The sequence below is a fragment of the Plantactinospora sp. WMMB782 genome (assembly GCF_049179135.1).
Taxonomy (GTDB): domain Bacteria; phylum Actinomycetota; class Actinomycetes; order Mycobacteriales; family Micromonosporaceae; genus Plantactinospora.
This window is the reverse complement of the sequence record NZ_JBMHMC010000007.1, coordinates 7,968,779-7,989,190: the sequence shown is the minus strand read 5'-3', so window position 1 is coordinate 7,989,190 and position 20,412 is coordinate 7,968,779. Positions and strand designations below refer to the sequence as shown.

Sequence of the window (20,412 nt, the reverse complement as noted above, 5' to 3'; positions counted from 1 at the left end):
CGGAAGGGGGTAAACCGGTCCCTACCTCGGCCGACGTCGTGTCGACGGCCGAAAAGCCGGCGTCGACGGCTGGGTAACGGTTCGGCGCTGGATAGCGGCGACCCGCCCGGGGTATGCGCGGTGGCGACGACGAACGCCAGCGGACCGCAGGTCGGACAGGGGACGCCGGAGGGATCCGCTGTGCCCGTCCGGCCGCCGGGGCCGAGGTTTACTCCTACTGCTCCCGGGAACCCGCCGCCGTGCGCAACGACCGGGTCGACCCGCATCAGTGCAGGTCAGGGGCACCGCACGGTGGCCCGACCGGGGCGTGGGCCAGGCCCGGGCTCTTCGACGCGGTGCTTCTCGACCGGGACGGCACGCTTGTGCACGACGTGCCGTACAACGGTGATCCGAGGCTGGTCCGGCCGATGCCGGGGGCCCGGGAGGCGCTCGACCGGCTCCGCGCGGCGGGGCTGCGGTTGGGGGTGGTGACGAACCAGTCCGGGGTGGCCCGCGGCCGGTTCAGTTCCGCCGATCTGGCCCGGGTGAACGCCCGGGTCGACGAGCTTCTGGGGCCGTTCGAGACCTGGCAGGTCTGCCCGCACGCCGAACCGACCCCCGGCGCGCCGGGCTGTCGCTGCCGCAAGCCCGCGCCAGGCATGGTCTGGGCGGCCGCCCGCGCACTCGGCACCGAGCCGACCCGCTGCGTACTCGTCGGCGACATCGGGGCGGACATGACCGCGGCCGGCGCGGCCGGAGCCGCCGCGATACTCGTGCCCACCCCGGCCACCCGGCCGGAGGAGGTGGCGGCCGCCCCGGCGGTCGCCGGTGACCTTGGCAGCGCGGTCGACCTGATCCTGCGCCGACACCGCGGCATCCTCGGCGGCCCGGCTCCGGACCAGCCGCGACGACGTCCCCGGTGCGTACTCGTGGCCCGCCCGGACTCGGCCGGCGACGTGCTGGTGACCGGCCCGGCGATCCGGGCGGTCGCGGCCGGCGCCGACCGGGTGGTGCTGCTCTGCGGGCCGCGTGGCCGGGCCGCCGCCGAACTGCTGCCCGGAGTGGACGAGCTGGTCGAGTGCCGGCTGCCCTGGATCGATCCGGAACCCGAGCCGGTCGACCGGGCCGCGATCGACCGGCTGACCGCCCTCCTCGCCGCCACCGGTGCCGAGGAGGCGGTGCTGTTCACCTCGTTCCACCAGTCCGCGCTGCCGCTCGCCCTGGTGCTCCGGATGGCCGGGGTGGGCCGGATCTCGGCGATCAGCCCGGACTACCCGGGCTCGCTGCTGGACGTGCGGCACCGGGTACCGGCGGGGATACCCGAGACGGAGCGGGCGCTGTCGCTGGCGGCGGCGGCCGGCTTCGTGCTGCCGCCGGAGGACGAGCCGGTGCTGCGGCTGCGCCCGGGGACGGGTACCGCGGCCGCCGGCGGCACCGTGCCCGATCCGGGGTACGTGGTGCTGCATCCCGGCTCCTCGGTGCCGGCCCGGGCCTGCCCACCCGAACTCTGTGCCGAGATCGTGGCGGCGCTCACCGGTGCCGGGCACCGGGTGGTGGTGACCGGCGGCGCCGGGGAGCGGACGCTCACCGCCCGGGTCGCCGGGCGTACCGGGATCGACCTCGGCGGGCAGACCTCGCTGACCCGGCTCGCCGCCATCATCGCCCGGGCGGACTGTCTGGTCGTCGGCAACACCGGCCCGGCACACCTGGCCGCCGCGCTCGGCGTACCGGTGGTGAGCCTCTTCGCCCCGACCGTCCCGTTCGGACAGTGGGGGCCCTACCGGGTGCCGGCGGTACGCCTCGGCGCCGCCGTCGCCGGCTGCCGGCACACCCGGGCCACCGCCTGTCCGGTACCCGGGCACCCGTGCCTGTCCGGCATCGACCCGCAGGAGGTGGTCGAGGCGGTCCGGCTGCTCGGCACCCGCACGGCGCCGCCGCCACCGGTCGCACCGACCCCGGAGCCGGCCCCGGAAACGACGGGACCGTGCTCCGGACCGGTGCGACCGGTGGCGGCGGCGCTGGCCGGTGCGGAGGAGGTGCGGCGGTGAACATCCTGCTCTGGCACGTGCACGGCTCCTGGACCACCGCCTTCGTGCACGGCAAGCACCGCTACCTGGTCCCGGTCACCCCGGACCGTGGCCCGTACGGGCTGGGCCGGGCCCGCACCTACCAGTGGCCGGACACGGTCGACGAGGTGACCCCGGAGGAGCTGGCCGGCGCCGACGTCGACCTGGTGATCCTGCAACGGCCGGAGGAGATCGACCTGGTCGCCGAGTGGACCGGTCGGCGGGTCGGCCGGGACCTGCCGGCGGTCTTCGTCGAGCACAACACCCCGAAGCAGGGGGACGTGCCGAACAGCCGGCACCCGCTGGCCGACCGGGACGACCTGCTGATCGCACACGTCACGCACTTCAACGCGCTCTACTGGGACACCGGGAGCACCCGGACCACCGTCGTCGAGCACGGCATCGTGGCACCGACCGCCGGCTACACCGGCGAACTCGACCGGCTGGCGGTGGTGGTCAACGAGCCGGTACGCCGCTGGCGGGTCACCGGCACCGACCTGCTGCCGTACTTCGCCGAGATCGCCCCGCTGGACGTCTTCGGTATGGGGGTGGCCGGGCTGCCGGACCGGCTCGGACTGCCCGCCGACCGGCTCGCCGTCTACGACGACCTGCCGCAGGGGCGGATGCAGGCCGAGATCGCCCGGCGGCGGGCGTACCTGCACCTGTGCCGGTGGACGTCGCTGGGGCTGAGCCTGGTCGAGGCGATGGCGATGGGCATGCCGGTGGTGGTGCTCGGTGCCACCGAGGCGGTCGAGGCGGTACCGCCGGACGCGGGTGTGCTCTCCACCCGGATCGACACCCTGCTGACGGCCACCCGGCAGCTGGTGGCGGAGCCCGACACCGCCCGCCGGCTCGGCGGGCGGGCCCGCGAGGTCGCGCAGGCCCGGTACGGCCTGGACCGGTTCCTGACCGACTGGGACCGGTTGCTGGAGGAGGAACTATGCGCGTCGCGATGATCTCCGAGCACGCCAGCCCGCTCGCGGTACTCGGCGGCGAGGACGCCGGTGGGCAGAACACGCACGTCGCCGAACTCTCCGCCGCGCTCGCCGAGGCCGGCCACGAGCTGCGGGTCTACACCCGGCGGGACAGCCCGGACGCGCCGGAGACCGTCCGGCTGCGCGCCGGGGTGGAGGTGATGCACGTACCGGCCGGGCCGGCGGAGCCGATCGCCAAGGACGAGCTGCTGCCGTACATGAAGGATTTCAGCCGGTGGCTGGTGGCGCGCTGGCGTGGCGACGAGTGGGTGCCGGACGTCGTGCACGCGCACTTCTGGATGAGCGGGCTGGCCGGGATCGCCGCCGGCCGGCAGTGCGGGATTCCGGTGGTGCAGACCTACCACGCGCTCGGCACGGTGAAACGGCGGCACCAGGGCGCCGCCGACACCAGCCCGGCCCGCCGGGTCGGCTACGAGCGGGCGCTGGGCCGGGCGGTCGACCGGGTGATCGCGCAGAGCCAGGACGAGGTCCGCGAGCTGGTCCGGATGGGGGTGCCGCAGGGCAGGATGACGGTGATCCCGTCCGGGGTCAACGACACGACCTTCTCGCCGGACGGGCCGGCGGTGCCCCGGGTGCCGGGCCGGCCCCGGATCCTCACCGTCGGCCGGCTGGTCGAACGGAAGGGCTACCAGGACCTGATCCGGGCGATGCCGACGATCCCGGACGCCGAGTGCGTGGTGGTCGGTGGTCCGCCGGCCGGCGAGGTCGACGACGATCCCCAGGTCCGCCGGCTGCGCGCGCTCGCCGACGAGGTCGGGGTCGCCGACCGGGTACGCCTGATCGGCGCGGTGCCCCGCGAGGAGATGCCCTACTGGTACCGGTCGGCGGACGTGCTTGTCGCCGCACCCTGGTACGAGCCGTTCGGGCTGACCCCGCTGGAGGCGATGGCCTGCGGGGTGCCGGTGGTCGGCACCGCCGTCGGCGGGCTCACCGACACGGTGGCGGACGGGCGCACCGGCGACCTGGTGCCGCCCCGGAACCCCGAGGCGCTCGGCACCGCCGTGCGGAACCTGCTCGCCGACCGGGTACGCCGGTACGGGTACGCCGCGGCCGCTCTGGACCGGGCCCGCCGCTGGTACTCCTGGACGCGTACCGCCGACCAGATCGCCGCCGTCTACACGGCGGTCAGCGAGGTGCGCCGGCCGAGCGGGGTGGTCGCCGGATGAGCGTGTCGATGGAGCTGCTGGACAGCCACCTGGCCGGGCTCGCCTCGGCGCTGCTGCCGTACCGGACCGCCGCCGCCCGGCTGGCCCGCTGGGGTGACGAACTGGCCCGGCTGCTCGCCGGTGGCGGCCGGATCCTGGTCGCCGGCAACGGTGGCAGTGCCGCCGAGGCGCAGCACCTCGCCGCCGAGCTGGTCGGCAAGCTGCGCGACGACCGGGCCCCGCTCTCGGCGATCGCGCTCTGCGCCGAGACCTCCTCGCTGACCGCGATCGGCAACGACTACGGCTTCGACGAGGTCTTCGCCCGGCAGGTACGCGCGCACGGCCGCCCCGACGACGTACTGCTGCTGCTCTCCACAAGCGGGCGCAGCGCCAACCTGGTCCGGGCCGCCCGCGCCGGTCGGGAGCTGGGGATGCGCTGCTGGGCGTTCACCGGCCCGACCCCGAACCCGCTCGCCGACGCCTGCACGGAGGTGCTCGCCGTACCCTGCCCGGACACCCAGGTGGTGCAGGAGCTGCACCTGGTCTCGGCACACGTGCTCTGCGGCTACGTCGACGCGTACCTGCCGGTGCCGTTCGGTCCGGCCGGTCACGCCGGCCCGGCCCCGGCGGTGGCCAGGGCGACGGCGTCGGCCGGTGCCGCACCGGCCCATCCGGTCGGCCCCGGGCTGGTCGGCCCCGGGCTGGTCGGCAGCGGCCAGGTCGGCAGCGGCCAGGTCGGCAGCGGTCAGGTCGGCGCCGGGCTGCCCGACTCCGGCCCGGTGCGTCCGTCCGGGGTGGAGGACGAGCTGGTGCTGCGGGTGCCGGGGACGCTCCGGCCGGGCGGACCCGAGGAGGTGCCGTGACCGGGACCATCGTCGTCGTCGGCGACACACTGCTCGACCGGGACGTGGAGGGTGTGGTGAACCGGCTCTGCCCGGACTCGCCGGTGCCGGTGCTTGACGAGAACAACTGTCTCGACCGGCCGGGCGGGGCGGGCCTGGCGGCCCTCTTCGCCGCCGGACGGGGGTACGACGTCGCCCTGGTCACCGCGCTCGCCGACGACGAGGGCGGCGCCCGGCTCAGCCACCTGCTCACCGCGGCCGGGGTGCAGGTCTACGGGCTGCCGCTGCCCGGGGCGACCCCGGAGAAGATCCGGCTGCGCACCCGGGGCCGGGTGCTGCTCCGGCACGACCGCGGTGGACCGGCCGGCTCACCCGGCGAGCCGAGCGACGCCGTGCTCGACCTGCTGGCCGGGGCGGCCGGGATCCTGGTCAGCGACTACGGCCGGGGGGTGGCCCGGCTGCCGGCGCTGCGGGCGGCACTGGCCGGCACCGCCGCCCCGATCGTCTGGGATCCGCACCCGCGCGGCCCGGCGGCGGTGCCCGGCGTCCGGCTGGCCACCCCGAACGAGGTGGAGGCCCGGGAACTCGCCGGGCTGGCGACCGGCGGCTCTCGGCTGGCCAGCGCGACCCGGTACGCCCAGGCACTGCGGCAGCGCTGGCGGGTCGGTGCGGTGGTGGTGACGATGGGCGGTGAGGGCGCGCTGCTCTGTCACGCCGGTTCGACGCCACTGGCGGTGCCGTCGCCGACCTGCGCCGACGGGGACACCTGCGGTGCCGGGGACCGGTTCGCCGCCACCGCCACGGTGGCGCTGGCCGACGGGGCACTGGTCTCCGAGGCGGTGCAGCACGCCGTCGTCGAGGCGTCGGAGTACGTGGCGGCCGGCGGGGTGGCCAGCGCCGTACCCGCGGCTCCGGCCCGGCGCACGTGGCCGACCGTCGATGCGCGGCCGACTGCCGATGCGCGGCCCTCTGTCGATGCGCGGCCGGTTGTCGGTGCGCGGCCGACTGTGGATGCGCGGCCCGCTGTGGATGCGCGGCCGGTTGTTGGTGCGCGGCCGGCTGTCGACGCGCAAACGGCCGCGGGGGTGCCCGGTCCGGCGGCGGAGCGGGCCGGGCGAGCCGGGCCGGTGCGCCGCCGCCCGGGAAACGCCCGGCACAGGGACACCGTGCCGATCACGGCGGTGGACTGGAGCGACCGGATCGGTCCCCGGGCCGCCGGTGAGGTGGTCGCCCGGGTCCGGGCGGCCGGCGGCACGGTGGTGGCCACCGGAGGCTGCTTCGACCTGCTGCACGCCGGGCACGTCGCCACCCTGGAGGCGGCCCGCCAGCTCGGTGACTGCCTGGTGGTCTGCGTCAACTCCGACGAGAGCGTGGCCGGGCTCAAGGGCCCGGACCGGCCACTGGTCCGGCACGCCGACCGGGCCCGGCTGCTGGCCGCGCTCGGCTGCGTGGACGCGGTGGTGGTCTTCGACGAGTCGACCCCGCACGCCGCACTCTGCTGGCTGCGGCCGGACATCTGGGTCAAGGGCGGCGACTACGGCACCGGTGCCGACGGGCCGGAACTGCCGGAGGCCGAGATCATGCACCGCTGGGGCGGACACACGGTGGTGGTGCCCTACCTCGACGGGCGCTCCACCACCGGAATGATCACTGCCGCCCGCAGCGGCCGCGGACCGGTGGGACGGACCCGGTGAGCGGCGGCCTGGACGGGGCCGGCGGCGCGCTGGCCCCCCGCCCCGCCGACGGCGCACCGGCCGGCGGCGCGGGTGCCGGCGGGTCCGGCGGAGCGGGTCCCGGACGTTTCGGCGGAGCGGGCCCCGGTGGATTCGGCGTCGCCGGTCCCGGCGAGCCCGGCGGCACGGGAGGCGGTGGGCCCGGCGGGGCGGGTTTCGGTGGGTCCGGCGGCACGGGTCCCGGTGGGTCCGGCGGGGCGGTGCTGGTGAGCGGCGGGTCCAGCGGGCTCGGCGCGGCGGTGGTCGCCGCGATCGGCAACTCCGGCGGTCGGCCGCTGGTGCTGGACCGGCAGCCGCCCGCCGACCCCGTACCGTGGCTGGCCTGCGACCTGTCCGACACCCGCGCCGCCGAGGCGGCCGTCCGGCAGCTCGCCGAGCAGGCCGGCGGACTCGCCGGGGTGGTCACCGCCGCCGGGATCGACGTGCCGGGGCGGCTGGCCGAGGTGCCGGCGGAGACCTGGGAACGGGTGGTCACCGTCGACCTGCTGGCCACCGCCGCGGTGATCCGGGCCGCGCTGCCCTACCTCGAACAGTCCGGCGGCACGGTGGTCACCGTCGCGTCGACCCTCGGGGTGAAGGCGGTCGGGGACGCCACCGCGTACTGCGCGGCCAAGTTCGGGGTGGTCGGCCTCACCCGGGCGCTCGCCGCCGAACTCGCCGGAACTGTCGGGGTGACCCTGCTGGTGCCGGGCGGGATGCGCACCGCCTTCTTCGACGAGCGCGAGCCGCAGTACCGGCCGGGCGTCGACGCCGTACTCAACGATCCGGCGCACGTCGCCGAGGCCGTACTCTTCGCGTTGCGCCAACCGCCCGGATGCGCGATCCGGGAGATGGTGGTCTGCGCCGACCGGGAGACGTCCTATCCGTGATCCTGGTACTGCGGGCACTCGGCGTGGGTGACCTGGCGACAGCGGTGCCGGCGTTGCGCGGGTTGCGCGCCGCGTTTCCGGAGCACACCCTGACGGTGGCCGCCCCGCAGTGGCTCGCCCCGCTGGTGGAGCTGGTCGGCGACGTCGACGACGTCCGGCCGACCGACGGGCTGGACCCGGTCGACTGGACCGGGCCGGCACCGTACTGGGCGGTCAACCTGCACGGCCGGGGACCGCGGTCGCACCGGCTGCTCGCCGCCGCGAGGCCGGAACGGCTCTGCGGCTACCGGTGCGCCGAGGCCGGCCACCTCGACGGCCCGTACTGGCGGGCCGAGGAACACGAGGTGCACCGCTGGTGCCGCCTGCTCGGCTGGTACGGCGTCGAGTGCGACCCGGACGACCTGGACCTGCGCCGCCCGGCGCCCCGGCAGGTGCCGGTCGGGGCGACGGTGCTGCACCCGGGCGGCAAGGGTACCGAGCGTCGCTGGTCGGCGGGGCGGTTCGCCGCGCTGGCCCGGGAACTGAGCCGGTCCGGGCACCGGGTGGTGGTGACCGGCTCACCGGCCGAGCGGGACCTGGTGCGGCGGGTGGTGACCGGGGCCGGACTGCCGGACACGGCGGTCCTGGCCGGCCGGCTCAGCCTGGTCGAGCTGGCCGCCGTCGTCGCACACGCCCGCCTGGTGCTGAGTACGGACACCGGGGTCGCGCACCTGGCCACCGCGTACCGGACGCCGTCGGTGGTGCTGTTCGGTCCGGTACCGCCACAGCTCTGGGGCCCGCCGCCGGACCGGCCCTGGCACCGGGTCCTGCACCGGGCCACGGACCCGCTGCCGACGTCCGCCGGGCGTCCCGGGTCGACGTCCGTCGGGAGTCCCGGGTCGACGTCCGTCGGGAGTCCCGGGTCGACGTCCGTCGGGAGTCCCGGGTCGACGTCCGTCGGGAGTCCCGGGTCGACGTCCGTCGGGAGTCCCGGGTCGACGTCCGTCGGGAGTCCCGGGTCGGTGCCGGCCGGGAGTCTCGGGTCGGAGGACGCCGTTCCGATCCATCCGGGGCTGGCCGCGATCGGGGTGGACGAGGTGCTGGCGGCGGCGGACGAGGTCGACCGGCTCGGGCGGGCGGGGCGGGAGCGCCGTGCGGTTGCGGCGTAGCGACCTGTCCGCGCCGGGCTACGGCCGGCGCCGGCACGGCCGGGGCGTGGTCTTCCTGGACACCCGGGGACAGCCGATCCGGGACCGGGACGAGCTGACCCGGCTCCGTGAACTGGTGATCCCGCCCGCCTGGAAGGACGTCTGGATCTGCCCACATCCGGCCGGGCACATCCAGGCGGTCGGCGTCGACGCGGCCGGCCGTCGGCAGTACCTCTACCACCCGACCTGGCGGCTCCGGCGGGACCAGGCGAAGTTCGACCACGTGCTGGAGGTCGCCGCCCGGCTGCCGGTGCTGCGGGAACGGGTCCGGGACGACCTGGCCGGGCGGGGACTGCGCCGTCCCCGGGTACTGGCGACCGTGGCCCGGCTGCTCGACATGGGCGCCTTCCGGATCGGCAGCGACCAGTACGCGGCCGGCGACGTCCCGACGTACGGGGTGGCCACGCTCCGGCCCGAGCACACCCGTACCCGGCAGGGGGCGGTGGTCTTCGAGTTTCCGGCCAAGGGCGGAATCGAGCAGGTGCTCCGGGTCGACGACGCCGAGGCGTGCCGGGTGTTGCGGGAACTGCGTCGGCGCCGGCGTGCCGCGCAGCGGCTGTTCGGTTACTGGGACGGCCGGAGCTGGCGGGACGTACGCAGCGACGAGGTGAACGACTACCTGCGGACAGCCAGCGGGGGTGAGATGACGGCGAAGGACTTCCGCACCTGGCACGCGACCCTGTGGGCGTGCCGGGCGCTCGCCGAGGCCGGGCCGCAGTCCTCGGTGACCGCCCGGCGCCGGGTGATCGCCGAGGCGATGCGCCGGGTCTCGGGGCGGCTCGGCAACACTCCGGCGGTGGCCCGTGCCTCCTACGTGGACCCGCGCCTGCTCGACCTCTACCAGAACGGCACGGTGGCCGAGCTGGCCCCGGACAGCACCGACGCCGAAGCCGAACCCGCCGTCCTTGCCCTGCTCGCCCGCTGACGAATCCGCCACCACCTCGCCCCTTGACACGTCGTGGTTCCGTAAACAAGCTTTCCATACGTCGGTCGACGTTCGGGACCAGCGCGTGCCGAACGTTCTCCAACAGGCCGCCGCCGGTCGGTGGAGATGCTCCTCGCGCGTGCGCGCATCTCTATCGGCGGACCCCTCACCCACCCGGAGGCCGCTTTTGCACGGTGCGCCCGAGACGCAACCCGGCGGCCTTGCGGCCGAAACGCCTCCGATGCACTTCAGCATGGAACGCGTCGGCAAACAGTTCAGCGTGGATGCGCGTGGCGCGGATCCGACCGCCCTGCGGAGTGTCGACGAGATGCGATCACTCACGCACGCGCTGGCCGAGGTCTGCCACGCCACCGTCCTCAACTTCTGTTCGCACGTATTCGAGCCGACCGGTGGGATCACGGCCCTGGCTATCCTCTCGAGTTCACACGTGGCGCTGCACACGTGGCCGGAACTGCAGTACCTCGCCGTCGACGTCTTCTGTTGCAGCAGCTCGGTCGACGAGGCCGATCTGGTCGAGGTGGTGAGTGGAGTCAGGGGCCGCCCGGCCACCGCGGCGATATCCACCGTCCGCCCTCTGCCCGCCCTCCGCTGAAAGACACGCGTTTCGTAGGGGAGATCGGCGTGTACGCCAATACGAACGGACGCCCGTCACCGCAGGTTGGTGGTGGTGGGGTGCCGAGCCCGGCGGCCCATCCCGAATTCCTGGCACTGGGCCTGGGCGCCACGAACATGATGGCACTTCTGTGGTCGGTAGCCATGGGCAGGCGATGCGTCGGGGTGGAGATGCGCGGAGCCCCGGCCATAGGGGTTCACTGGAACATCCGCGAAGACTTCTACCACCAGCTCGGGACCATCGACAGAATGATCGGCGACCGATACGGGGAGGAGCGGGTTCCCCGGCGTGCGGACGGCTCCCTGATCAAGCTCGCCGACTGCTTCTACAGCACCGACCGGTCCGCAGGGGACGTGCACGCCGAAGAGGTCATGTCCGGGTTCGACAGCGAACTCCACATCGCCGGCACAATCCAGCACGTCGAATTCATCGACGACCGGTGGCGCATTCGGCAGATCGAGCAAGCCACTCGCGCCGTCGGGCGCAGCAGGGCGACGCTCATCGACAGTGCGCGATGCACCCGACACTCACTCGAGCCCCTGGATCACTCCGACTGGCGGCGGCTCTTGCTGAGAAACGGCAGGGAGATTTCGGAGCCGCTCCCCCCGATCGCAACCACCCATCCCATGTTACGCCGGGACGTGGCCGCAGCCCCCGTCTCGGCATATCGCACGTCTGAGGTCCGCAACCCGTCGGCGTGTGCACCGCTGTCGGTCCGCCATGGGGTCGACTGCGTCGAACAAAACGGTTCGACGGCATTCAGGACGTCGGTACTGAGCTTCGCCGATCTCCTTGTTGACGCGCTTCCGGTCATGCCGGTCGCCGACGCTCAGGCTGCGCTCATCCGCAACATGGCGGACGAGATCAGAAGCAGCGTGTCGGCGGACGTCTTCTCGCCCCGCCGATTTGTCGAGCTGACGGATGTGCTGAGGATCATGATGGCAGCGGGCTGTGGCGGACCCGTCGGCGAGGGCATCGTCGCACACCTCACCGATACCTGTAGCCTCGGCCGGTCGGAAGGGATTCTGGACCCGGGGTCGAGAGGTTCCAATTGACTCCGTACCTTGTGATGGACACCGACCTGGTGGTCCAGCGGGCAGACCTGTTCAAGTCGCTGTTTCCGGCAACCGACATCCGATATGCGGTAAAGGCGAATCCGGCGCCGCCTGTCCTTCGCGCTCTCGTCTCGGCCGGTGTCGGCTTCGACGTGGCCAGTGTTGCGGAGCTCGAATTGTGCCTGTCCTGTGACGCCCAGCCGGCCGACATAGTCTTCAGTAACCCGATCAAGAAGGTTTCGGCCATCGCCGCCGCCCACAAGTTGGGCGTCACCCACTTCACCAGTGACTCGATCAGCGATGTTGAGAATCTCGCCCAGTTCGCTCCGCGTTCCGAGGTGTCGATCCGCATGGTCGCCTCCGGCTCCGGCGCCGTCGGACCGTTCGGGAACAAGTTCGGGTGCGGCCCGGCCGAAACCGTCGAGGCGGTCCTGCGCGCGGTCGAGGTCGGTCTGCGACCCGGCATCGCCTTCCACGTGGGATCGCAGCAGAACGATATCGATGCCTGGCGCGAATGCATCGTCGCGGCGGCAGAGGTGAGCCGTGCGGTGGAGTCCTCCGGGGTGACGATCGGTCGGTTGAACATCGGCGGTGGGTTCCCCGTCTCGTACGATCGGGCGTGTCTCGAACTCGTCGACATCGCGCGGCTCGTTCATACCCTGGTGGCCGACCTCTTCACCGTGAGGCCGCAGGTGATGGTCGAGCCGGGCCGCTATCTTGTGGCTCCGGCGGGAATCGTCGAAGCCGAGGTGGTGCTCGTCAGTCGGCGACCGGCCGGCACGGACCTTCGATGGGTTTTCCTCGATGTCGGTCGCTACAACGGGCTGCCGGAAGTCGAGAACGAGGCCATCAAATATCCGCTGTCGCTCGTTCGCGCGCACAGTGCTCCCACCGAGGAGGTCATCTTGTCCGGGCCGACCTGCGACGGCGACGACATCCTCTATCAAAATGCGCGCTACCGGTTGCCACTCGATCTCGGGCCGGGTGATCGGATCAGGATCCACAACACGGGGGCGTACACCGCAAGCTACTCCTCCGTGGGTTTCAACGGAATCCCGCCCCTTCAGGTCATCTGTGTCGGGACACATGGCGACGCCGGCAGACCTCTGATGACGACGACCGGCGGAGAACCGACTTCGGACCTGTTTCTTCCGGCGAACGGAGTGGAGCTCTGATGAGCGGCGGTTCACCCCTGCTGATGGCGGAGTCGTTGGGTGACGGTGTGTCCCGGGTGTGGCGCGTCGACGAGGTCCTCTGGTCCGGGTCCACCGCCTACCAGCAACTGTTGATCGGGCGGACGGTGCACGGCGTGACCCTGTTCGCAGAGGGTGATCGACAGAGTTCCGAGTCCACCCAGCGTACATATCATGAAGCTCTCATGGTTCCCGCGCTGACGCTGGCGGAATCAGTCGACTCCGTCCTCGTCGTCGGCTCGAGCGAGGGTGTGGCCGGTCAGATCGCCGTCGCGGCGGGGGCCACTCTCGTCGACCATGTGGACATCGACCCTGAGGCGGTGCGTCTCTGCGCGAGCCACCTGCCCTACGGCTACTCGAAAGAGCAGCTCGCCTCCGCCGAGGCGGGTGCCGGTGTGATCCGGCTGCACTACGCGGACGGCTGGGACTACGTGCATGCTGCGGTCGAACAAGGGCGCCGCTACGACGTGATAGTCCTGGACCTTCCCGACGAGAGGCTCGTGCCCGCCCCTCATGGTCGGATCTTCGGCGCCGACTTCCTTCGGACGTGCGGTGCGCTGCTCACGGCCGGCGGCGTCGTCGCCACCCAGGCCGGGTGTCCGACCGGTTGGCGCAACGAGTCTCTCAAGAAAGCGTGGATCCGTTTTCGGGAGACGTTCGGGACGGTCGTCTACTACGGCTCCGACGAGCATGAGTGGGCGTTCCTGTTCGGGCGTGCCGACCACGTGCCGGATCCCCGGTCGGCGATGACCCGCCGGCTGGACTCCCTGCCCTATCGTGCGTCGACGATCGACGGCGATGCGCTCAGCGGAAACTCGACCGCGCCCTTCAGCGTCAGACACCAGGCCCGGCGGACGGTTGATTCGGATACCTCGTCGGTTCGAGCCGGCGGCGGAGCATGAGCCATCCCGGAGTGCGTTCGACGCCGGCGTGCGGCCCGGCCGCCTGGCGCGGGTTCGTCCGCGACGTCCCCGATCGCTGACCGACCGGGCCCGGCCAGCGACGCGCCCCCGCACCGGCCCTGTGGCGGTACGGGGGCGTCGTCGGGTCCGTCCGCCCCTCAGTCGTTGAGTACGTGGGACAGTTCGTCGCGGAACCGGCGTTCCGACTCGGTCACCTCGTCGCCGCCGAGCCCGAGTACCCCGCCGGTCGAGGCGGCGGTCACCACGTGCTCGGCGATGGTGAGCAGCCAGTGCCGGTACGCACCGGCCTCGCCCTCGGAGACCCGGGCGGCGAGCAGCTTCGACGCCGCCCCGGCCCGTTGCAGCACGTCGGCGATGTACGCCTTCGGGTCGTCGGGTTCGATCGCCGGCAACTCCTCGCCGACCTCCGGGTCACCGATCCGGGTGACCAGTTCCCCGGCGACGGCGGCGACCAGCGGGCTGGCCATCTCCCGCCCGGCGGCGATGCTCTCCAGCCCGGCGGCGTTCTCCGACCGGGTCCGGCGGCTGCCGTCCGACTCGGCGGCACTGGCCGCGGTCAGCACCGACTGCGGCAGACCGACGAGCAGTCCCCACTCGTCGTCGGAGAATCCGAACTCGCTCGCGTACAGCGGTTGCTCGGTCACGGCAACCTCCCTCCACTGAGTACAATCCATCACATCCCACGGCACGGCGTGACCGAGGGCAAACCGAATCGCCGTACGGGCGTCGGCGAAGGTTCCGCCGGCCTGCACTGACCCGTACCCCGGGAGACCCTTGGTCAGTCCTCGACCGGCTCCAGCAGGCCCTGCTCGCGGACCACCGGCACCGACAGGGTCTTGTAGCCCACCTCGTCGAAGAGCACGGTCATCCGGTCGGCCTCGTAGTTGAGCACCATTCCGGAGCCCCACTCGGTGTGCCGGACCGCGCTGTGCACCGGGAACGGCTCCTCGGGCCCGGGTGCGGCACGACCGCCCCGGCGGCCGGTGGCGGCGCCCCGGTTCCCGCTGTTGCCCGGGGGAGTGCTCCCGGGCAGCCCGGCGTGGCAGTTGTCGCAGTGTCCGCACGGCTTCGGCAGCCGCTCGCCGAAGTACGCCAGCAGGAACTGTCCCCGGCAGCTCCGGGTCTCGGCGAACGCCCGCATCATGTCGGTACGCGACCGCTGCACCGTCTGCTGCCGTTCCGCCTCGGCCAGCGCGGCGCTGGCCGCGTCGACGGGCTTCGGGGCGTACCGGGGGCTGCCGAGGCGGTTGTCCGGTCGGGTGTCGGCGGCGCCGACCTGTTCCAGCAGGGCGAGGAGCTGGCCGAGCTTGCGGGCGCCGAGCCCGGTCCGTTCGCGCAGCGCCGTCCGGGTGGTCGGTCCGTCCCGGAGCAGCGCGGCGAGGTCGCGCAGCTCCTCGGTGTCCGGGGCGCCGCCGGTGAAGTACCGGCGCAGTCCGACGTCCTCGGCCCGCCAGAGCAGCAGCGCGCGGCCCGGCTCGCCGTCCCGGCCGGCCCGGCCGATCTCCTGGAGGTAGCTGTCCGGGGCGTCCGGCAGGGCCATGTGCACCACCCAGCGGATGTTCGGCTTGTCGATCCCCATCCCGAACGCCGAGGTCGCCACCATGATCGGTACCCGGTCGGCGAGGAAGTCCTCGTGCAGTTCCTCACGGGCGCCGGCCGGCATCCCGCCGTGGTAGTACTTCGCCGGGAAGTCGGCCGCGGTCAGCCGTTCGGCGAGTTCCTCGGCGGCCCGTCGGGTCGGCACGTAGACGATCCCGGGACGGGACTCGGCGCGGAGCAGGGCGGTCAGCCGCCGCCACCGGTAGTCCTCGGTGGCGCAGTTCGCGACCTCCAGGAACAGGTTGGCCCGGTCCAGCCCGGAGACCACCAGCTTGGGCTTGCGCAGGCCGAGCCGCTCGACGATGTCGTCCCGGACCGGGGGCGAGGCGGTGGCGGTCAGTGCCACCACCGGCGGGCGGCCCAGCTCGCGGATCAGGTGTCCGAGCGCCAGGTAGTCGGGGCGGAAGTCGTGTCCCCAGGCGGAGATGCAGTGCGCCTCGTCGACCGCGACCAGCGCCGGGCGCAGGGCGCGTACCTCGGCCAGCCGTTCCGGGTTGCTGAGCTGTTCCGGGGTGGTGAACAGGAACCGGGCCCGGCCGGACCGGACCTCGTCCAGTGCGGCGGCCTGCTGGCCGGCGCTCTCCGCCGAGCTGATCCGCACCGCGCGCAGCTCCGGCTGGCCACGGTCGTTGAGCGCGGCGATCTGGTCCTGCTGGAGGGCCAGCAGGGGTGAGATCACCACCGTCGGTCCGGTCGACAGTGTGGCCGGGACCTGGTAGACGGCCGATTTTCCGGCTCCGGTCGGCAGGATGACGAGGGCGTCCCGGCCGCGCATCACCGCTCGCATCGCGGTGAGCTGTTCGGGGCGCAGCGAGCGCCAGCCGAAGCGGTGCCTGGCGGCACGGCGGAGCCGGCTGGCGTGCAGGGGTGGCAGTTTCATCGGTCGCCGGAGGTACCCCGGCGGCACGGCCCCGAAACGGTCGACGCCGATCACCGGTACGCCGCGCAGATGGCCGGCAAGCAGGACAGCATAGGAAGCTGCCGATGTATCGGCGTAGCCGGGTAGCCGGATGAGTACCGCTCGTGGGCTCCGGCGGCGACCGACCCGGGCTTCGGCGACGACTAGCGTCGGCCGCCGAACATCGCGCGCAGCGCCGCGACCAGCAGCACGGTGCCGAGGATGGCGCCCACGATCTGCACGCCGGGGATGTCGAACCAGCTCGTCTCCTCGGCGGCGAGCAGGCGGTACGGCAGCTCGGTGAGCCGCGACCCGGCCGGCGGGATGCTGGACTGCATTCCAGCACTGTCGCACGGAACTACGGCGATCTCACACAGCGGCGCCGTTCCGGGTAATAGGAAGGTTTATTGACTATTTGCTGGACGGGTGTGACCATGGCAGCACCCGCCGCTGTCGCAGGTGGCGGCTGTCCACTGTAGATACGGGGGGAACCGGCCGGATGAGCGGAACGACGGACAACCTGGCCAGCCTGGCGGCGGCGGTGCTCCAGCCCGGCTTCGTCGGCACCACCCGGCCACCGGACTGGGTGCGCCGGTGGCTCGGCGAAGGGCTCGGCGGGGTGGTGCTGTTCGCCCGCAACGTGGTCGACGCCGAGCAGGTCACCGCGCTCACCGAGGCGATGCGGGCGGAACGGCCGGACGTGCTGGTGGCGATCGACGAGGAGGCCGGCGACGTCACCCGGCTGGAGTCCCGGCAGGGCAGCTCCCGCCCCGGCAACCTGGCCCTCGGCGCGGTCGACGACACCGGGCTGACCGAGGCGGTCGCCCGCGACCTCGGCGCCGAACTGGCCGCCGCAGGCGTCGCGCTGAACTACGCCCCGGACGCGGACGTGAACGCCAACCCCGACAACCCGGTGATCGGCGTACGGTCCTTCGGCGCCGACCCGGGGCTGGTCGCCCGGCACACCGCCGCCTGGGTACGCGGCCTCCAGTCGGCCGGGGTCGCCGCCTGCGCCAAGCACTTTCCCGGGCACGGGGACACAAGCGTCGACTCGCACCTCGACGTACCCCGGATCGCGGTCTCCCGGGCCCGCCTCGACGCCTGCGAGTTGCCGCCGTTCCGGGCCGCGATCGACGCCGGGGTGCAGGCGGTGATGACCGGGCACCTGCTGGTTCCGGCGATCGACGAGGAGTGGCCGGCGACGCTGAGCCGGCGGGTGCTTACCGACCTGCTCCGCGAGGAGCTGGGCTTCCAGGGTGTGGTGGTGACCGACGCCATCGAGATGCGCGCGGTCGCCGACCGGTACGGCTTCGCCGGGGCGACGGTCCGGGCGCTGGTCGCCGGGGCCGACGCGATCTGTGTCGGCGGCGAGCACGCCGACGAGGCGGACGCCCTGCGGCTGCGCGACGCGATCGTCGACGCGGTGCTCGCCGGGGTGCTTCCGGAGGAGCGGCTGGTCGAGGCGGCCAAGCGGGTCGGCCTGCTGGCCGCCTGGAGCACCGCCACCCGGGGCCAGGGCGCCGGGTGGACACCCGCCGGCCCGGACGGCTCCGCACTGGGGCTGGCGGCGGCGCGCCGGGCGGTCCGGCGCACCGACGGCGCCGGCCCGGCCGTGCTGCCGCTGACCGGCCCGGCCCACGTGCTGGAGTTCGAGCCGCCCCGCAACATCGCGATCGGCGCCGAGACGCCGTGGGGGGTGGGCGGTCCGCTGGCCGCCCTGCTGCCCGGCACCACGACCCTGCGACTCGCCCCCGCCGACCTGGCCGCCGACCATGCGCCGCCGGCCGGCGCACTGGCCGGGGCGGCCGGCCGGCCACTCGTGCTGGTGGTCCGTGACCTGCACCGACACGCCTGGATGGCGGCGGTGGTACGCCGGATCCTGGCCGACCGGCCGGATGCGGCGGTGGTGGAACTCGGCGTACCCGAGGTGGTCACCGGCCGGGTCCACCTGGCCACCTACGGCGCCACCCGGGCGGCCGGCCGGGCCGCCGCCGAGGTGCTGGCCGGTCGGTCCTGACCGGACTGTCGCCGGCTGCCGGCGATCAGTACCACGACTGTCACCAAGGGTGCCCCCACGTTCACGGCGAGTCGCGGTATCGTTCGTCCGGTGACCCCTCGCTGGCAGCGGGCCGCCCTCACCCCGTCCTGGATCCGGTGGCTACCCTGCGCCTTCGTCTACCTCACCGTCGTGCCCGGGAGTTCCCGGTTCCGTCGGTCGGCCTGGTCGACGACCGTCCCCTGGGACGGTTCGGCGTGGTGTGACCCCGGCAGCGTGGACGAGTGGGTGGACCGCGCCCGGCGGCGTCGGGCCGGCCGCGACGCCGAGGACGCCGAGCTGCACGCCCGGCAGCACTACGCCTGGATGGTCCGGGTCCGGGCCACCCGGATCGAGCTGTTCGCCGAGATGTGCCGGCGGCGCGAGGTGCCGGTTCCGCACACCGTCGGCGAGCTGCTGCTCTGCCTGGCGGCGTTCGGCCTCTTCGAGCTGACCGAGGCCGACGGCGGCGATCCCTGGGTGGTGCCCCGACTGGACCGCGACCCGCTGGAGGTGCTGCCGCTCTCCGCGGCCGAGCGGGACCTGGAGACCCGTGCCCAGCGGGACGACCAGGCCGTACTGGTGGCGATCGCGATCCGCCGGCTGGCCCAGCGGACCCGGCGGCGCTGGCGTCGTCGGGTGGTCAGCACCAGCCTGACCAGCCTGGCCGGTGCGGCCGGTGTCACCGAGGAGCAGGCCCGGCGCTCGCTCGCGGACCTCAACCAGATCGCCGAGCTGGGCATCGACGCGGGCCGGGCCGGCGACCGGCTACGGCTCAGCGTGCCCTGGCCCGACTTCCGGCTCCGCTTCCCGTTCACCGAACTACCCGCGCCGGAACACGCCGTCTGACTACCCGCGCCGGAGCACGCCGTCTGACCGCCCTCCGTCGAAGAGGGACGGGGCTACGGGGCGACCCGCAGGATGCGGTCGTCGTCGTCGGCCGGCGAGCCACGCCCGTCGCGGTTGGAGGTGAGCACCCAGAGCGACCCGTCCGGTGCCGCGGCGACGTGCCGGAGCCGGCCGTACTCGCGGGTCAGCAGCGCCTCGGCGCCCTGCCCGTCGGTGCCGATCCGGTAGAGCCGCCGGCCGCGCAGGCAGGCGAGCCAGATCCGGTCGCCGACCACCGCCAGCCCGCTCGGGGACGCCTCGTCGGTGCCCCAGGTGGCGACAGGTGCGACGAACCGGGAGTCGTCGGAGTCGCCCTCCACCTCCGGCCAGCCGTAGTTGCCGCCCGGCGTGATCCGGTTCAGCTCGTCGTAGTGGTTCTGGCCGAACTCGGCCGCGTACATCGTGCCGTCGGCGTGCCAGCCGAGACCCTGCACGTTGCGGTGCCCGTAGCTGTAGACCAGGGTGTCGCCGAACGGGTTGCCCGGGGCGGGCCGGCCGTCCGGGGTCATCCGCAGGATCTTGCCGGCCAGGCTGTTCCGGTCCTGTGCGGCGTCGCGGTCCCCGGCGTCCCCGGTGCCGACGTAGAGCATGCCGTCCGGGCCGAACGCGATCCGCCCGCCGTTGTGGGTGCGCGAGCCGCGCGGGATGCCGCTCAGCACGACCTCCCGGGCCGGCTCACCGAGGCGCAGCCGGGCGACCCGGTTGTCCTCGGCGGCGGTGTAGTAGACGTACACCCAGCGGTCGGTGGCGTAGTCGGGGGAGACGGCGAGGCCGAGCAGGCCGCCCTCGCCGGCCGGGGTCGCCTCCTCGATCCGGGCCACCTCCCGGGCCGTGCCGCCGGAGATCTGGAGGACCCGCCTGCTGTCCCGCTCGGTAACCAGCGCCGAACCGTCGGGCAGGAAGGCCAGCCCCCAGGGCGCCTCGAGGTCCGCCACCACCGTCCGCACCGTGCCGGCCCGGGCCCGGGGCGCGTCCGAGACCGACGGGTCGGCGAACCAGCCCCGCCACAGCCCGACCCCGACGACGGCGGCGGCCAGCACCACCACCACGGCCAGCACCGCGATCCACCGACCCGCCCGGCCCGTCGTGCGCACTTCCGGCTCCGCCACGGATACGACGGTAGCCCGCCACCGGAACCGGCCTCCGGTACCCCCGGCCGGGCGGGATCAGTCCTCGACGACCACCGAGGCGTACTCGGGGTGCCGGTCGAGGAAGGCGAGCAGGAACGGGCAGGTGACCCGGACCTGTTCGCCCCGGTCGCGGAGCTGGTCGAGGGTGCCCCGGGCCAGCGCGCTGCCGACCCCCTTGCCCTCGAACTGCTTGTCGACCTCGGTGTGTGCCAGCACCATGGTCCCGGAGACGACCTGGTAGCCGATGAAGCCGGCCAGGGCGTCGTCGACCAGGATCTCGAAGCGGCGACGGGCGGGGTTCTCTTCGACGATCATG

17 protein-coding genes and 2 pseudogenes are annotated in these 20,412 nt (G+C 73.6%); 14 read left to right on the top strand and 5 right to left on the bottom strand.

Annotated features, from left to right (window positions below):
• Positions 1-239 precede the first annotated feature (239 nt).
• The 12 genes and pseudogenes from ACN28A_RS37605 to ACN28A_RS37550 all read left to right on the top strand — a co-directional run.
• Positions 240-1,928: pseudogene (locus tag ACN28A_RS37605) on the top strand (HAD-IIIA family hydrolase); the annotation flags it as partial.
• A 95-nt stretch (positions 1,929-2,023) separates the two neighbouring features.
• Complete coding sequence (locus ACN28A_RS37600) at positions 2,024-3,001, top strand: glycosyltransferase (RefSeq protein ID WP_421403715.1); 978 nt, start codon at positions 2,024-2,026, stop codon at positions 2,999-3,001.
• Complete coding sequence (locus ACN28A_RS37595; RefSeq protein ID WP_421403713.1) at positions 2,986-4,206, top strand: glycosyltransferase; 1,221 nt, start codon at positions 2,986-2,988, stop codon at positions 4,204-4,206. The genes ACN28A_RS37600 and ACN28A_RS37595 overlap by 16 nt, the downstream gene beginning before the upstream one ends.
• Positions 4,203-5,048: a D-sedoheptulose-7-phosphate isomerase gene (locus ACN28A_RS37590; protein WP_421403711.1), complete on the top strand. Its 846-nt coding sequence runs from the start codon at positions 4,203-4,205 to the stop codon at positions 5,046-5,048. The genes ACN28A_RS37595 and ACN28A_RS37590 overlap by 4 nt, the downstream gene beginning before the upstream one ends.
• A complete protein-coding gene (locus ACN28A_RS37585) occupies positions 5,045-6,721 on the top strand; it encodes a PfkB family carbohydrate kinase (RefSeq protein WP_421403709.1) in 1,677 nt (558 codons plus the stop codon). Before ACN28A_RS37590 ends, ACN28A_RS37585 begins: the two co-directional genes overlap by 4 nt.
• A gap of 239 nt (positions 6,722-6,960) precedes the next feature.
• Positions 6,961-7,629 carry an SDR family oxidoreductase gene (locus ACN28A_RS37580; RefSeq protein ID WP_421404856.1) on the top strand — a complete coding sequence of 223 codons (669 nt, stop codon included), beginning with the start codon at positions 6,961-6,963 and terminating at the stop codon, positions 7,627-7,629.
• Positions 7,626-8,453 (top strand): annotated as a pseudogene (locus ACN28A_RS37575) (glycosyltransferase family 9 protein); the annotation flags it as partial. The gene ACN28A_RS37580 and the pseudogene ACN28A_RS37575, both read left to right, overlap by 4 nt.
• A 307-nt stretch (positions 8,454-8,760) precedes the next feature.
• On the top strand, positions 8,761-9,741 hold the full coding sequence (locus ACN28A_RS37570) for a DNA topoisomerase IB (RefSeq protein WP_421403707.1): 981 nt from the start codon (positions 8,761-8,763) through the stop codon (positions 9,739-9,741).
• A 241-nt stretch (positions 9,742-9,982) separates the two neighbouring features.
• The gene (gene speD, locus ACN28A_RS37565) at positions 9,983-10,354 is read left to right on the top strand and encodes an adenosylmethionine decarboxylase (protein WP_421403705.1); all 372 of its coding nucleotides are present in this window, start codon (positions 9,983-9,985) and stop codon (positions 10,352-10,354) included.
• A 185-nt stretch (positions 10,355-10,539) separates the two neighbouring features.
• A complete protein-coding gene (locus tag ACN28A_RS37560; RefSeq protein WP_421403703.1) occupies positions 10,540-11,430 on the top strand; it encodes a hypothetical protein in 891 nt (296 codons plus the stop codon).
• A 14-nt stretch (positions 11,431-11,444) separates the two neighbouring features.
• Positions 11,445-12,605 carry a type III PLP-dependent enzyme gene (locus ACN28A_RS37555; protein ID WP_421403701.1) on the top strand — a complete coding sequence of 387 codons (1,161 nt, stop codon included), beginning with the start codon at positions 11,445-11,447 and terminating at the stop codon, positions 12,603-12,605.
• A complete protein-coding gene (locus tag ACN28A_RS37550) occupies positions 12,605-13,525 on the top strand; it encodes a spermidine synthase (protein ID WP_421403699.1) in 921 nt (306 codons plus the stop codon). Before ACN28A_RS37555 ends, ACN28A_RS37550 begins: the two co-directional genes overlap by 1 nt.
• Positions 13,526-13,683: 158 nt before the next feature.
• Here the strand turns inward: ACN28A_RS37550 and ACN28A_RS37545 are convergent, their stop codons facing one another.
• The 3 genes from ACN28A_RS37545 to ACN28A_RS37535 all read right to left on the bottom strand — a co-directional run bounded on the left by ACN28A_RS37545 (position 13,684) and on the right by ACN28A_RS37535 (position 16,381).
• Positions 13,684-14,190 carry a hypothetical protein gene (locus tag ACN28A_RS37545; RefSeq protein WP_421403697.1) on the bottom strand — a complete coding sequence of 169 codons (507 nt, stop codon included), beginning with the start codon at positions 14,188-14,190 and terminating at the stop codon, positions 13,684-13,686.
• A gap of 134 nt (positions 14,191-14,324) precedes the next feature.
• Positions 14,325-16,025: a RecQ family ATP-dependent DNA helicase gene (locus tag ACN28A_RS37540; protein WP_421403695.1), complete on the bottom strand. Its 1,701-nt coding sequence runs from the start codon at positions 16,023-16,025 to the stop codon at positions 14,325-14,327.
• A 182-nt stretch (positions 16,026-16,207) separates the two neighbouring features.
• Positions 16,208-16,381, bottom strand: coding sequence for a hypothetical protein (locus ACN28A_RS37535; RefSeq protein ID WP_421403694.1), 174 nt, complete (start codon positions 16,379-16,381; stop codon positions 16,208-16,210).
• Positions 16,382-16,542: 161 nt separating this feature from the next.
• On the opposite strand from ACN28A_RS37535, the gene ACN28A_RS37530 reads away from it, so the two are divergent.
• Together ACN28A_RS37530 and ACN28A_RS37525 are read left to right on the top strand one after the other, a co-directional pair.
• Complete coding sequence (locus ACN28A_RS37530) at positions 16,543-18,060, top strand: glycoside hydrolase family 3 protein (protein WP_421403692.1); 1,518 nt, start codon at positions 16,543-16,545, stop codon at positions 18,058-18,060.
• 90 nt (positions 18,061-18,150) lie between these two features.
• Positions 18,151-18,927, top strand: a complete 777-nt coding sequence (locus ACN28A_RS37525) for a DUF6042 family protein (protein WP_421403690.1) — start codon at positions 18,151-18,153, stop codon at positions 18,925-18,927.
• A gap of 53 nt (positions 18,928-18,980) precedes the next feature.
• On the opposite strand, the gene ACN28A_RS37520 is transcribed toward ACN28A_RS37525, so the two are convergent.
• Both ACN28A_RS37520 and ACN28A_RS37515 read right to left on the bottom strand, forming a co-directional pair.
• The gene (locus ACN28A_RS37520) at positions 18,981-20,021 is read right to left on the bottom strand and encodes a PQQ-dependent sugar dehydrogenase (protein ID WP_421404854.1); all 1,041 of its coding nucleotides are present in this window, start codon (positions 20,019-20,021) and stop codon (positions 18,981-18,983) included.
• Positions 20,022-20,132: 111 nt separating this feature from the next.
• The gene (locus tag ACN28A_RS37515; protein ID WP_421404853.1) at positions 20,133-20,411 is read right to left on the bottom strand and encodes a GNAT family N-acetyltransferase; all 279 of its coding nucleotides are present in this window, start codon (positions 20,409-20,411) and stop codon (positions 20,133-20,135) included.
• Between the last annotated feature and the right edge of the window lies 1 nt (position 20,412).